8 protein-coding genes are annotated in these 14,499 nt (G+C 66.5%); 3 read left to right on the forward strand and 5 right to left on the reverse strand.

Annotated elements, in window-relative coordinates; translation table 11 throughout:
• Positions 1-76 precede the first annotated feature (76 nt).
• Both A5698_RS25680 and msrB read left to right on the forward strand, forming a co-directional pair.
• A complete protein-coding gene (locus A5698_RS25680; protein WP_231967536.1) occupies positions 77-9,250 on the forward strand; it encodes a nuclear transport factor 2 family protein in 9,174 nt (3,057 codons plus the stop codon).
• Positions 9,247-9,660 (forward strand): peptide-methionine (R)-S-oxide reductase MsrB, encoded by a 414-nt coding sequence (gene msrB / locus A5698_RS25685; protein ID WP_068302870.1) that lies wholly within the window; start codon positions 9,247-9,249, stop codon positions 9,658-9,660. Before A5698_RS25680 ends, msrB begins: the two co-directional genes overlap by 4 nt.
• A gap of 42 nt (positions 9,661-9,702) precedes the next feature.
• Here msrB and A5698_RS25690 read toward each other — a convergent pair whose 3' ends face one another.
• Genes A5698_RS25690 through A5698_RS25710 form a run of 5 tightly spaced genes read right to left on the reverse strand, consistent with a single transcriptional unit; the run spans position 9,703 to position 14,103 of the window.
• Positions 9,703-10,014, reverse strand: coding sequence for a hypothetical protein (locus A5698_RS25690; protein ID WP_068302875.1), 312 nt, complete (start codon positions 10,012-10,014; stop codon positions 9,703-9,705).
• Between the two features lie 40 nt (positions 10,015-10,054).
• Positions 10,055-10,750, reverse strand: a complete 696-nt coding sequence (gene hemQ, locus A5698_RS25695) for a hydrogen peroxide-dependent heme synthase (protein ID WP_068302878.1) — start codon at positions 10,748-10,750, stop codon at positions 10,055-10,057.
• 4 nt (positions 10,751-10,754) lie between these two features.
• Complete coding sequence (locus A5698_RS25700) at positions 10,755-12,110, reverse strand: protoporphyrinogen oxidase (RefSeq protein WP_068302880.1); 1,356 nt, start codon at positions 12,108-12,110, stop codon at positions 10,755-10,757.
• Positions 12,107-13,519 (reverse strand): uroporphyrinogen decarboxylase, encoded by a 1,413-nt coding sequence (hemE, locus tag A5698_RS25705; protein WP_084792624.1) that lies wholly within the window; start codon positions 13,517-13,519, stop codon positions 12,107-12,109. The genes A5698_RS25700 and hemE overlap by 4 nt, the downstream gene beginning before the upstream one ends.
• A gap of 2 nt (positions 13,520-13,521) precedes the next feature.
• Positions 13,522-14,103, reverse strand: coding sequence for a DUF3000 domain-containing protein (locus A5698_RS25710; RefSeq protein WP_064395323.1), 582 nt, complete (start codon positions 14,101-14,103; stop codon positions 13,522-13,524).
• A 120-nt stretch (positions 14,104-14,223) separates the two neighbouring features.
• Here A5698_RS25710 and A5698_RS25715 point away from each other — a divergent pair.
• The coding region (locus A5698_RS25715) for a uroporphyrinogen decarboxylase family protein (RefSeq protein ID WP_286144639.1) at positions 14,224-14,499 on the forward strand (276 nt) is incomplete at its 3' end.

Below are 14,499 nucleotides of genomic sequence, written 5' to 3' on the forward strand. Positions count from 1 at the left end.
GCGGGTGGTGGTCGGTGAGGAGACCTGGCGGGCCACGCGAGGGCGATACGGCTACGAGTCGCTCGGACAAGTGCAGGTGAAGGGCCGCCACGCGCCGGTTGCGGTGTACCAGTGGGTCGGACGGCATTCGGATGTCGCGGACGCGGCACCGTTCGTCGGCCGGTCGCATGAAATACGGCGGCTTCAAAACGTCCTCGACGACGCGATCGCGGCGCGTGCAGCCCGGCTCGTGACCGTGATCGGCGACCCCGGCGTCGGCAAGAGCCGGCTGGCGACCGAATTCCTTGCCGCCCAATCGGATGCGTGCGTTCTTCAAGCTCGATGCGCCGTCGAGGGCTCGGTCGCACTCGCGCCGATCGTCGAGATGGTGCGGGCCCGGGATCTCGAATCCGACATCCCGGCAGGAGTCTCGGAGCGCGATCGTCTGCTGCGCGACCTCAACGGCCTCGCCACCGGCGTACCGGGGTCGGTCGAAGAGAACTTCTGGGCGCTGCGCCGATTCGTCGAGGTGCTGGCGTGGCGCGGGCCAGTTGTGTTCGCGCTCGACGACATTCAGTGGGCCGACACCTTGCTGCTGGATTTCATCGAGCACCTGGTCGAGTGGATCAAGGACGTGCCGGTGCTCGTGCTCGCGTTGGCACGGCCCGAGCTGCGTGAGATTCGGCCCGACTTCGTCGCCGCCAGTCGGTGGGTCGCCGACACGCTGCACCTGGACGGCCTCGACGCGCGGGCGACGGCGGAGCTTGCCGCGAAGGTGTTGGGTGCCTCCGAACTCCCGGTCGAGCTGCTCCATCGCCTGCCGGCCTCAACGGGCGGCAATCCCCTGTTCGTCCGGGAATTCGTCGGGATGCTCGCCCACGACGGCGTTCTGGTGGAGAACCCGAACGGCTGGCGACTGACCATCGACGTCGACGCCATCACCATTCCACCGACGATTCATGCCCTGCTCGCTTCGCGGCTGGAACGGCTCGATACCGGTGACCGACGCATACTCGAAATCGCGTCCGTGGTCGGCAGCGACTTCTCCGTCGGTACGGTTCGAGCACTCGCCGGCGGTCATGCGGACGCGATCAAGTCCTCGCTCAACCGGCTTCGGCGTCTCGAACTCGCTCAACCCACGGGCACCTACGTCGGCGACGAGGCGGTCTGGCGATTCCATCATGTGCTCATCCGCGACGTGGCTTACCGGCGCCTGCTGAAGTCCGAACGCGGAGACCTTCACGAGCGCCTCGCCGACTGGGTCGAATCAGGCGGGGCGAGTGTGGCATTCGAGGCCGACGAGATGATCGCCCGCCATCTGGAGGCCGCATACACCTATCGGCGCGAACTGGGCACTCTCGACGAACAAACCGACTATCTCGCCCTGCGTGCCGCCCGCCATTACTCGGCATCAGCGCGACGCGCACTCGACCGCGACGAGTTGGTGTCCGCCGGCGCTCAGGCCGCGCGGGGCGCTGTTCTCGCCGCCTCCGACGAGTCCGTACACGCCGAGCTTTTGTTGACGGGGTGCGAGGCGCTTCTGTCCGCAGGCGACGTCACGGCCGCGGCCGCCCTCGTCGAGGATCTCGAACGCATTGCGGGCGAGGCATTGGCGCCGTGGGCCACGTGCTATCGGTGTCAGTTCGGCGTGTACACCGACCCGGAGCGGCTGTTGGAATACGACGCGCGGCTGCAGGCCGCGATAGACGAATTCGCCCGCCGCGCGGACCCTTCGGGTCTCGCGAAGGCGCACCGGGTGCGCGCGAGCGCGCGGCTGCGTCTGGGACGGGTCGGTGACGGTGAGGTCGACCTGTTCGAGGCGCTGATCGCGGCCCGACAGAGCAGAGATCACCGCCAGATCACCGCGGCGTTGGGCGCGGCACCAGGCGCGGCGCTGTGGGGGCCGAGCCCCGTACCGAAAGCCGGCGGCCGGTGCCTGGACGTCGTTCGAATGCAGCGGATGACGACCGCTGCGCCCTCCCTGGAGGCGACGTCGTTGCGACATCTGGCCGTGCTGGAACTGCTGCGCGGGCGGCCGGACAAGGCGCGCAAGATGCTCGGCGAGGCTCGCCAGATCGTCGCCGACCTCGGTCTGCGGCATGGATTGATGGAGACGGAGTTGTTCGCCGGAATCATCGAGTCCATGAGCGGCGAACCCGTCGCCGCCGAACCGCACTTTCGCATGGCCCTGGAAGGGCTGGGTGCGTTGGGCGTCGGCGCCGACGCGGGCTTGGCCGCTGCCCTGCTCGCGAGATCGGTTCTTGCGCAGGGCCGCATCGACGAAGCGGATCACTATGCGAGCGAAAGCGAGCGGCTGGCAGGGCACAACCTCAAGACGGCGATCGCGTGGCGCGCGGTGCGAGCCGAGATTCTCTCGGCGCAAGGGCACCACAACGAGGCGACAGCGATCGCCCGGGATGCGGTGACGGTGGCCAGCGGTACCGACATCGTGCTGGACCACGCCGAGGCCTGCCTGGCACTGAGCCGTGTGCTGGACCAAGCGGGAGATACGAAGGGCGCCAGTTCGGCCCGAGAGAATGCGCGGGCGCTGTACTCGGCGAAGGAGGTGTCGATCCCGTTCGGGCTGATCGACGAACCCGTCGTCGCGCAACCGGAGGAAGCCGCCCGGGCAGCACTCGGCCGCGTGGGGACAAGTGCGCCCGCGACGGCCAGCAGGCTCTCGGTTGACAACGACTCCTGCCGACTGCTGCCCATGTTCATCCAGGCGACCAACGAACATGACTTCGACCGCGCCCTCGCTTGGTTCTCGGAGCACTTCGTGTACGACGACCGGCGGCGACTAAGCGGCGAACCTGTCGTCGGGTTGGACGCGATGCGGACTACGATGGAGCGAGTTTCCGAGCAGTACACGCGGTTCGAGTTCCGCGTCCTGGCTGTCCGTGGCCGCCATCTACATCTCTTGTGGAGTCGCTGGGCCGACGACGACGGCAACGCCGCTACGACGCTGTACGTGAACGAAACCGGAGACGACGGGCGCATTCTCTACCACATTCGCTTCGACGAGGACGATTTCGAGAGCGCCTACCGAGAGCTTGAACGCCGGTTCTACGCCGGTGAAGGGGTGACCTTTGCCGAAGTCGGCGCCGTCGGAACGGAATACGTCATCGCGCTCATCAAGGGGGATCTGAACCGTGCGTTCAACGAACTCAGTTCCCCAGGATTGCAGTTCGAGAACCGCTCCCGAATCGCATTCCCCGACCCCGTTGTGAGTGACGCCAGGACGAGTTGGGGCGAACTCAATGCGATGATGCTGTCGACGCGGACGTGGGCGTCCGTCGGCTTCTGGCTGTCTTCTCGCTGCCTCATTGCCCGTTTCGAGCGGGAGGCGATCGGCTCCGACAACGAACGGTATTCGTGGGCATGGCTGATCGTGAGCGAAATCAGCGAGGGCGTTTTCGTATCGAGCTGCCTGTTTGACGTCGAAGACGAGGCAGCGGCTTTCGCCTACGCCGAGGAGCGAGTGCGGGCGGCGACCAGCCGCCTTGCCGTTGAAAACCAAGCATCCCGGTCATTGCCGCGCTTCGTCGAAGCGCTGCGGTCACATGATGTCGACGGCGTCCTCGCGGCCTATGCGGACGAGTTCGTCTACGACGATCGCAGACGACTCGGCGGCGCGCCGATCGTCGGACGCGACGCAATGCGGGCCGCGGTCGCCCGAATCTGCGCTCAGTACAAGCAATTCGACGTTCGCGTGTTGGCCGTTCGCGGAGAGCGGCTTTTCATGTCCCAGAGCCGATGGTCCGACGAGTCCGACAACGCCACGGAGTACCTCCATGTCACCGAGGTGAACGACCTCGGCCAGGTCGTCTACGACGGTCGGTTCGATGCGGACGATTTCGAAGGCGCCTACCGAGAACTGGAACGCCGCTACTACGTCGGAGAAGGCGCCGCTTATGCGGAAGCAGGGTCTGTCACGACGGAGTGGATCACCGCTCTCAACCATCGCGACTACGACCGGCTGATCGACGAGCTGACTTCTCCCTCCTATCGCCTCGAGAACCGGTCGAGCTCGGTTTTCGGTCACCGCACCGCAACAGATGTCAGAAGCTCCTTTGAGGAGTTCGACGCCGCGGTGGCCTCAGCTCACTCTTGGGAGGCTGCCGTCTGCTGGCTGTCGCCGACGGTGGCGATTTTCCGCTTTGAGCGGGAAGCGGTCGGCGAAGACGGTGCAACGTATTCGTGGACTTGGCTCGATGTCTGCGAGATGCGCGACGGCCGAGTTGCGTCCGCGTGTCGCTTCGACATCGAAGACGAGGATGCGGCGCTCGGATATGCCGAGGGACGGGCACGGGCGACGACGAGTCGTCTCGCGGTGACGAATCGCGCCAGCCAGGCGGCCAGTGTCGCGTGGCGGGCATTCCAAGCCGGCGATCTCGGCGCGACCATGACCGGTACCTCGGATGAATTCGTTTACGACGACCGGCGCCGGATGGGCGGCAATGCAATCGAGGGCCTCGACGGATTGCGAACCGCCTCCGTTCGGATTCTCGACCAGTACCCACATTCCGAATGGCGCACTTTGGCGGTTCGCGGTGAACGACTCGAACTCGGCTGGAGTCGGTGGTGGGATGACGCAGGAAACGAAACGAGCGGTTTTCACGTCCTCGAGACCGACAGCGAGGGCCTGACCATCTATCACGGTCGGTTCGACGAGATCGACTTCGAAGAAGCGCTCGGGGAACTCGAGCGGAGGTACTACGCCGGCGAGGGCGTGGAGTTCGCCGAGGGCGAATCGGTATCGGTAGCAATATTTGCGGCCCTCAACCGTGGCGAGTATGACCGAGTCTTCAGTGACCTCGCCGCGCCGGAGATGCGTATCGAGAACCGTTCACGCTCAGCGTTTCCTGATCGTTCAGCCAGCGACCTGCGGTCCAGTTGGGGTCACTTAGACGCGATGGTCTCGTCGTCGCGAATATGGCCTTCGGCGGTCTGCTGGGTCTCACCGCACTGGAGCGTCAGCCGCATCGAACGCGAGGCGATCGGACACGACGGCGAGACCTTCGCGTGGGCTTTCCTCCTTGCCGGCGAAATCAGGGACGACCGGATTACGGCCCTGTGCCAATTCGACATCGAGGATGAAGAGGCCGCGTTCGCGTACGCCGAAGAGCGGGTTCGCGCCGCCAACAGCCGACTGGCAGTCAAGAACAGAGCTGCTGACGTCGTCGAAGCAGGCTGGCAAGCAATGCGGAGTCACGATGTCGAGGGCCTTGTGGCCACCTACGCTGATGCCTTCGTCTACGTCGATCGACGGCGTTTGAGTGGCGATCCCATCGTTGGACGTGACGCGATACGTGCAGCGATCCAGCGGGTTCTCGATCAGTACAGCCGATTCGACGTCCGCATGCTGGCGGTACGTGGAGACCGACTGGCGATGGTGCGCAGTCGCTGGTGGGACGAGGCGGGCAACGAGACGACACAGCTTCATGTGTCCGAAATCGGTGACGATGATTTGTGCGTCTACGACTGCCGCTTCGACGGAGACGACTTCGAGGGCGCGTATCGAGAGCTCGAACAACGGTACTTCGCGGGAGAGGGCGCGGCGTTCGCCGAGACAGGCGCCATCGGAACCGAAATGACCCTCGCGTGGAATCGCGGAGATTTCGACCGGGTGTTTGGTGAGTTCTTGACGCCCGACTTCCGGATCGAATCGCGAACGCAGTCGGTTTTCGGCGATCGTTCGGCAGCCGAGCTTCGGTCCACTTACGAAGAACTTTGGGAGATGGTCGCCTCGGCGCGGATCTGGATCTCGTCGATGCGCTGGCTATCGCCGACGGTCGGCGTAGGCCGCAACGAACGCGAAGCAATCGGCCATGACGGTGAGAAGTACACGTGGACCAAGCTTTACGTCTTCACTCTTCGTGACAATCGCTTCACGTCGATGTGCGAGTTCGCCGTGGACGACGAAGACGCTGCGTTCGCGTATGCCGACGACTGCGTCCGCGCGACGACGAGTCGGCTGGCAATCACCAATCGCGCGTGCGAGGTGGGGAATGGAGTCCTCCAGGCGAGCGAGAGCGGAGACGTCGACACCGTCATCGCCAATTTCGCCGAGCACTTCGTCTATGACGATCATCGGCGCCTCAGCGGTGACCCCGTCACAGATCCTGTGGAACTCAGGGCGGCCGTGCAACGAATGCTCGGGCAGTACAACCACTTCGACGCCCGCGTGCTGGCCGTTCGCGGGGAGCGCCTTCAACTCGCCCATACCCGGTGGTCCGACGACGCAGGAAATGAGACGTCATATCTCCTCGTAATCGAGCTCGACGCCGATGGACGAATCGCTCTACAGGCCAGCTTCAACGAAGACGATTTCGACAGCGCATATCGCGAACTCGAACAGCGTTACTACGCCGGTGAAGGTGCCGCGTTCGCCGATGCGGGTACTACAACGACCGACTTCGCGATCGCCATCAACGAACGCGACCTGGACCGTGCGTTCGATGGCCTCATCGCACCAGACTTCCGTGTCGAAAATCATTCGCGCTCCGGTTTTCCCGAGCGCTCGGCCGAGGGGCTCAGGGCGAGTACGGTCGAACTGAATTCGATGTTCGATTGCGTGCGCGCGTGGAACTCATCCGTATGTTGGTTATCGCCGATGCATGCGGTCGGCCGCAACGAACGCGAGGCGATCGGTCACGATGGTGAACGGTTCACGTGGTCACGGCTTTTCTTGATGGAGATCAAGCAGCGCCGGCTCACGTACTTGTGCATATACGAATTGGATGACGAAGAAGCCGCATTCGCTCACGCCGAAGAGCTCGCCCACGAGGCCGCGACCCGCTTGCCGGTCACCAACATGGCCACCCGAACGTTCCTCGTCGGAGGGCAGGCTGCGAACGCGCACGACGTCGACGCGATGGTCCGACAGTATTCAGAGCACTTCGAGTACGACGATCGGCGAAAGCTGGCGGGCAATCCACTACCCGATGTGCGCAGCGCCGCGGAACGCATCTTGGCGCAGTACAACCGCTTCGAGGGACGCACTTTGGCCGTCCGCGGTGACCGGCTGCAACTGGGTTGGAGTCGCTGGTCGACCGACGCCGGATACGAAACGACCCACTTGATTCTGCACGAGGTCGATGACAGCGGGCGCATCACTTATGAGGGTCGTTTCGACGAGGACGATTTCGAGCACGCCTATCGCGAACTCACGCGCCGATACTGCGTGGGTGAAGGTGCAGCGGTCGCCGAGGCAGAGGCGACACTTGCGGAGTATCCGATCGGGTTCATGAACGGAGACATCGACGGCGTCTTCGATCGCCTCACTACTCCGGGACTACGTGTTGACGACCGATCGCGCTCGCTTTTCGGCGAACGTTCCGCCGGCGAATTCCGGTCAACCTACGACGAACTGCTTGCCAGGGCCTCGTCGCTGCGGGTGTGGCACGCCGCGGTGTGTTGGCTGTCACCAGCGGTGGTGGTCGCTCGCTTCGAACAGACTGCCGTCGGGGCCGATGGCGAGCGGTTCGCATGGACGCATATCGATGTCGTCGAGATCCGCGACGGGCGGTTCAGCTCGGTCTGCTTGTTCGAAACAGACGATGAGCAAGCTGCATTCGCGTACGCCGAGGACTTGGTGCGGTCTGCGAACAGCCGGCTCACAGTGAGCAATCTTGCGACCCGTACCGTCGAGAACCTCTGGAGGGCTCTGCAAGCGCAGGATGCCGACGCCGCAGCCGAGCTCGCCGCCGACTCGTTCTTGTTCGGCGATCACCGCCGCCTGCACGGCAATCCCGTCGGAGACACGCGCACCGCACTCGCACGCATCCTCGAGGATTACTCGTCCTTCGAGTCACGCACGCTCGCAGTGCGCGGTGAACGCCTCCACCTCGGTTGGGCCCGGTGGGCGAACGACGACGGTTTCGAGGTCCGCTATCTGACCGTTCATCAGGTTGATGACGCCGGACGGATTCTGTATCACGGTCGCTTCGATGAGGACGACTTCGAGGGCGCCTACCGCGAGCTCACGCGGCGCTATTGCGCCGGAGAGGCCGCCGACTTCAGTCACTCGGCGAGCATCGTCACCGAGTGGATGTCTGCGCTGAACGCGGGCGATTTCGACGCAGCGTTCGCACTCACGTCGCCAGACTTCCGTATCGAGAACCGTTCTCGCACGGCCTTCCCGGACCGTTCCGCGGCGGAACTGCGAGCGAGCCTCGAGGACTTGCGGTCGATGATGACGTCGATACGCCAGTGGAACGTCGCCGAATGTTGGCTGTCACCAAACTGCGTCGTCGCTCGAAACGAAAGACAAGCCGTCGGTAAGGACGGCGAGCAATACATTTGGTCCAGCATCGACGTCGGCGAGATCCGCGACGGCCGGGCCGCGCTCGTCTGCCGATTCGACGTCGACGACGAGGAAGCGGCGTTCGCGTACGCCGAGGAGCTCGCCCACACCGTTCACAGCCGATTCAGACTGACCAACCGGTCCTGCGAGACCGTCGCCGCCCTCCAGAATGCCCTGTGCGCCGGAGATCTCGAGGGAGGTATCGGCTGTTACGCGAACCCATCCGTGTACGAAGATCGACGCCGGCTCAGCGGGGATCCCATTCGCACTGCCGCAGGACTACGGCTGGCCGGGGAACGGATCCTGGCTCAGTACAGCCACTTTCAGTGGCGAACTCTCGCGATCCGTGGCGATTATCTGAGCATGCACTCCAGCGTCTGGTCGGACGACTCCGGCAACGCAACCTCCTATCTCCACGTCTACGAGGTCGACTCCACTGGGCAATTCATCTATGAGGGCCGCTTCGACGATGACGACTTCGAGAGTGCCTACCAAGAGCTCACGCGCCGGTACTGCGCCGGTGAGGGATCCGCCGTCGCCGAGGGCACCGCACACAACGCCAGGTATCTCGCGGCCATCAACCGACGGGAATGGGACCGAGTGTTCAACGAGATGACGGAGCAGGACATCGAAGCCGTGAGCCGATCGAGCGCAGGCTTCCCTGACCGTTCGGTCGCCGACCTGCGCGCCAGCTACGAGGACCTCTGCTCGATGGTCGCCTCGGTCCGTTCGTGGCACTCGATTGAACGATGGGTTTCACCGACGGTCGGGGTGACGCTTCACGAACGCGAGGCGATCGGCCACGACGGCGAGCGATACGAGTGGAGCCGGCTGATCGTGGGCGAGTTCCGCGGTGGGCTCACCAGGCACATATGCGAATTCGACATGGACGACGAGGACTCCGCCTTCGCCTACGCGGAGGAACTTGTGCGCCGTGCCGGCACTAGTAGCGTGGAGTCATGACCACACCGGCTCCCAAACTGCAGCTGACCGATGACGAGTGGCGCAAGAAGCTGACCCCCGAGGAGTTCCACGTCCTGCGCGAGGCCGGCACCGAGCGCCCCTTCACCGGCGAGTACACCGACACCAAGACCGAGGGCATCTACGAGTGCCGCGCCTGCGGCGCCGAGCTGTTCCGCAGCACCGAGAAGTTCGAATCGCACTGTGGCTGGCCGTCCTTCTTCGATCCCGCCGACTCCGACGCCGTCATCCTGCGCACCGACGACTCGCTCGGGATGCACCGCGTCGAGGTGCTCTGCGCCAACTGCCACAGCCACCTTGGCCACGTCTTCGAGGGCGAGGGCTACCCCACCCCGACCGACCAGCGCTACTGCATCAACTCGATCTCGCTGCGGCTCAAGCCGACCTCCTGACGCGAACGTGCGCTCAGCGCGAAAATTCGCGCGAGCAATGAGTTACGCCGGGTAGACGGCGAACTCGGCGCGGTCCTCGGTGTCGGCGACGCACTGAAACAGCAACGGCGCGGTCATCGCGTTGCCCGAGTAGCACGTGAACGGGCCGATCACCTGATACTTGTCGCCGTTCTGGTCGTACTTCACCGCGTAGTCCGACGCGGTGATGCAGTCGATGTCGCCTGCCGTGATGTCGATGACCTGACCGAAGCGCGGTGCGCACTTCTCACTGTCCGGGTCCTGCGCGAAACCCGTCGGCGCCGTCGCGAGCGCGCCAACCAGAAAGCCGGCGCCGACCAGCACCTGTGTCCTCATAGGACCATGATGAACGACGCGGTCCCACCCGCGAGGCCCTTTAGGGCAGACGGTCGATCAGCTGCTCGGCGCTGATCCTCGGCCCGGTGAAGAACGGCGTCTCCTCGCGGACATGCCGACGCGCGTCGGTGGCGCGCAGATCCCGCATCAGGTCCACGATGCGGTGCAGTTCCGGTGCCTCGAACGCCAGGATCCATTCGTAGTCGCCCAGCGCGAACGCCGGAACGGTGTTGGCCCGGACGTCCTTGTAGCCCCGCGCCGCCATGCCGTGCTCGGCGAGCATGCGGCGGCGCTCCTCGTCGGGCAGCAGATACCACTCCAGCGACCGCACGAACGGATACACGCAGATGTAGTTGCCCGGCTCCTCACCCGCGAGGAACGCGGGGATGTGGCTCTTGTTGAACTCCGCCGGGCGGTGCAGCGCGACGTTGCTCCAGACCGGATTGCTGACGCGGCCCAAGGTCGTGGTGCGACGGAAATCGGCGTAGGTGGCCTGCAGAGCCTCGACGTTGTCGGCGTGCGTCCAGATCATGAAGTCGGCGTCGGCACGCATACCCGCGATGTCGTACAGGCCGCGCACCACCACACCGCGTTCCTCCTGCTGTTTGAGGAACGTCGCGGTCTCGTCGGCGACGGCCGCGCGGTCCTCCCCCAGTTCCCCCGGACGTACCGAGAACACCGAGAACATCAGGTACCGGAGGGCGGAGTTGAGGGCGTCGTAGTCGAGCTTGGCCATGGTTCTATCGTGCCACGCGCGAGGTGACCAGCGCCGCCGCCGCCCTCGTGGCCGCCGACACACACGCCGGAACGCCGATACCGTCCAGAAATCCGCCCGCTACCGCGATCGTCGGCGGCAGTCCCGCCCGCAGTTCGGCCACCAGCGCCCCGTGGCCGGGGCCGTACTGCGGCATCGCGTCGATCCAACGCTGCACGTGGAAGTCGACGGGCTCCGTCCTGACCCCGAAAAGCGTCGCGAGATCCTCCGCCGCCCACGTGAGCAGCTCTTCGTCGCCCACATTGCGGGCCAGATTGTCGCCGAAGCGGCCGAACGACAGCCGGACCAGCTCGACGCTGCCGCGCGGACCCCATTTGCGCGACGTCAGCGTGACCGCCTTCGAGCGCAGCCGTTCACCGCTGGCCGCCAGCACACCGGACTGCTGCGGCAGCGGTGTGCCGCCCGGCAGCGCCAGCGCCACCAACGCCGTCGACGCCACCGGAATCCGACCAGCTGCAGCGGCGCTCTGGGGTGCCACCTCCGCAACCAGCCGGGCCAGCCGCGGCGCAGGCACCGCGAGCACCACCGCATCGGCGTGGTAGCAGGCGCCCTCGTCGTCGACGAGTTCCCAGCCCCGCGCGTCGCGGTGCAGACCTTGGACCGTGACCTGCCGCCACTGCACCCCGGCGCGGCGGACGAGTTCGTCGACCAGCACCCGGTAGCCGCCCTCGACGGCGCCGAAGACGGACCCGGTGACCGGCGGCGGCACGGCGTCACGGACGGCGTCGGTCAGGCTGGGAGCGCCACGGTCGAGGAGGACGGCCAGCGTCGGGACCGCCGAGCGGACGCCGATCGTGCCCGCGTTGCCGGCATAGACGCCGGTGAGGAGGGGTTCGACGGACCGGGTGACCACCTGCTCGCCGAACCGGTCACCGACGAGGTCGGCGACGGACGGATCGGCACCGGGACGCCAGGCGAACGGACGGTTGCGTTCACCCTGCATCCAGGCGATCGTCGCGTCGTCCACCAACCCGGCCAGCGCCGACGGCTGCGCAGGGATCCCCTGCAGCGTGCCCGCCGGCAGCGGGTGCAGCCGGGCCTGGCTGTAGATCAGCGGTCGTGCGCCGGTCGTGCCGATCTGCCGGTTCGCCAGGCCCAACTCGGCCAGCAACGCGGGCACCTCGGGGCGTCGCGCGACGAACGCCTCGGCGCCGACATCCATTGACTGGCCGCCGATCCGCTCGGTGCGCAGCACGCCGCCCAACCGGTCCGCGGGGTCGAACAGCGTGATCGACGCGTCCGGGCCGGCCGCAACACGCAGCCGATACGCGGCGACGAGACCCGAAATACCGCCGCCGACAACGCAGTACGACGCAGTCACAGCGAGTGCACCAACGCCACCACTTCGGTGATCACCTCGGGGTCGGTCGCGGGGAGCACGCCGTGGCCGAGGTTGAAGACGTGTCCCGCGGCTCCGGCGTCGACCGCCCGGCGACCGTCGTCGACGACCGCACGCGCCGCACGCTCGGCCACCGGCAGGCCCGCCAGCAAAACCACCGGGTCCAGGTTGCCCTGCAACGCCGTCCCCGGGACCACCCGGGCGGCGGCGTCGGGCAGCGACGTGCGCCAGTCGACCCCGACGACGGCTGGGGCGCCGTGCCCGGAAGCGGCCTGAGACATCGCCCCCAGCAGTTCGGCGGTGCCGACGCCGAAGTGTGTCATCGGCACACCCGCGGCGGCCAGCGTGGCGAACACCCGGGTGCTGTGCGGCAGCACATAGCTGCGGTAGTCGGCCAGCGACAGCGTGCCGGCCCACGAGTCGAACACCTGGATCGCGTCGACGCCCGCGTCCACCTGAACCTGCAGGAACGCGATCGTCACGTCGGTCAGCGCCGCCATCAGCGCGTGCCAGGTCTCGGGATCTCCGAGCATCATCGCCTTGGTGCGCTCGTGGTTGCGGCTCGGTCCGCCCTCGACGAGGTAAGACGCCAGCGTGAACGGCGCGCCGGCGAAACCGATCAACGGCACGTCACCGAGTTCGGAGACCAGCATCCCGACCGCCTCGGCCACCGGCGCGACCTGCTCACGCTGCAGTGGTTGCATGGCCGCGACGTCGACGGCGGTGCGGATCGGGTGCTCGATCACCGGGCCGACGTCGGGCACGATGTCGAGGTCGATACCGGAGGCCCGCAGCGGCACCACGATGTCGGAGAACAGGATCGCGGCGTCGACGCCGTGCCTGCGGACCGGCTGAAGCGTGATCTCGGTGATCAACTCGGCGTCGAAGCAGGCCTGCATCATCGTGTTCTTGGCCCGCAGGGCGCGATACTCGGGCAGCGAACGGCCCGCCTGCCGCATGAACCACACCGGTACACGGCCGGGTTTGCGGCCGCTCGCGGCGGCCAGATATGGCGAGTCGGGCAGGCACGGCAGATCCTGGTCGGCGGCGTGCAGCACCCACTCGTCGGTGCGCAGCACCTCGGCCACGGGTGCCAGCGCCTCGACCGGGTCGGCGCCGTGGCTCACCGGATCGATCAACACGGTGCCGGCGCCGGCGCGCCGGATCTGCACGAGGTAGGCGCGGTTGGAGTAGCGGAATCCCGAGGCCCGTTCGGCGTCGACCGCAAACGGACCGTTCCCGGACGCCAGAAGTTCGGCCGCCCTTCGGATTTCACTGACGCTGGCCGACAGCGGCGGCACGCCGTCGCGGGGCGTGAGGAGCGGCGTGGGCTCCGGTTCGCCCGCTTCGGCCTCGGCCGCCTCCGGGATGGCCTCGTCGGAATCCGGCATCGTCAGGCGCGGGTGCGGGAGCCGAGGTCGGTCACGCCCTGAGGCGGCAGCCCGGCAGCGTGCTCGAGCACCTCGCAGAACGCCTCGACATGCGGACCCAACTCGAGCGTCGTCGCCGTCCACGAGGCACGCAGCTCCAGCTGGTGGGCGCGGGGAGGACCGGAGATGTCGCCGTAGCGCACCGAGGTCGTGGCGGTGACGGTGCCGCCCAGCGCGGTGACGTGTTCGGCGCGCTCGGCAAGGGCGTCGACGAGCCAGCTCCACGCGACCTCGGGCAGCAGCGGGTCGACGGCCTCGCTGGAGTCCAGGTCGGCCTGGATGTAGGCGACGAGCCGCATGGTGCCGTCCCACGCGTCGGCGCCCTCGGGGTCGTGCAGCAGGATCAGGCGGCCGAATGCGTCGCCTTCGGAGCGCTCCGGCACGATCGCCGTCTCGGGATGGCGGACCTCGGCGCCCAGCGCATAACTGAACGGCGCCAGCCGCTGCGGCGGGCGGATCGGGCCGAGCTCGATCTCCGGTCGGACGGTGGTGGCATTCATCGCCGCCACCGCTTCGCGGAACTGAGCCGGTTCGGCGGTGGTCACGACGTTTGACGCTAGACCATTCGAGCAGGTCTGTGCGCGTGGCGCGCCGATCTTGTACGGACGACCGGTCCATCGAGGCGAAGCGGGCGCCGACGGGTCGTCATGGCAGCATTGACAGCGATGAACACACGCCGTGACCTGCCCGACTCGCCATATCTGGCCGCCGCGAGCGGCCGCAAACCCGGCCGTGTACCGGTGTGGTTCATGCGGCAGGCGGGCCGTTCGCTGCCCGAGTATCGCGCCCTGCGGGCCAAGAACACGATGATGCAGGCCTGCTTCGACGCCGAGTTGATCACCGAGATCACGCTTCAGCCGGTCCGCAGGCACGGCGTCGACGCCGCGATCCTGTTCTCCGACATCGTGGTGCCGCTGCGGGCCTCCGGTATCGACCTCGAC

This window comes from Mycobacterium sp. E136, from assembly GCF_001666865.1.
Classification (GTDB): Bacteria; Actinomycetota; Actinomycetes; order Mycobacteriales; family Mycobacteriaceae; genus Mycobacterium.

Excerpts from the sequence above, each read along its gene's own strand:
- A5698_RS25690 (WP_068302875.1), bottom strand. The coding sequence starts at position 10,014 with ATGAGGACACAGGTGCTGGTCGGCGCCGGCTTTCTGGTTGGCGCGCTC.
- hemE (WP_084792624.1), bottom strand. The coding sequence starts at position 13,519 with ATGCCGGATTCCGACGAGGCCATCCCGGAGGCGGCCGAGGCCGAAGCG.
- msrB (WP_068302870.1), top strand. The coding sequence starts at position 9,247 with ATGACCACACCGGCTCCCAAACTGCAGCTGACCGATGACGAGTGGCGC.
- hemQ (WP_068302878.1), bottom strand. The coding sequence starts at position 10,750 with ATGGCCAAGCTCGACTACGACGCCCTCAACTCCGCCCTCCGGTACCTG.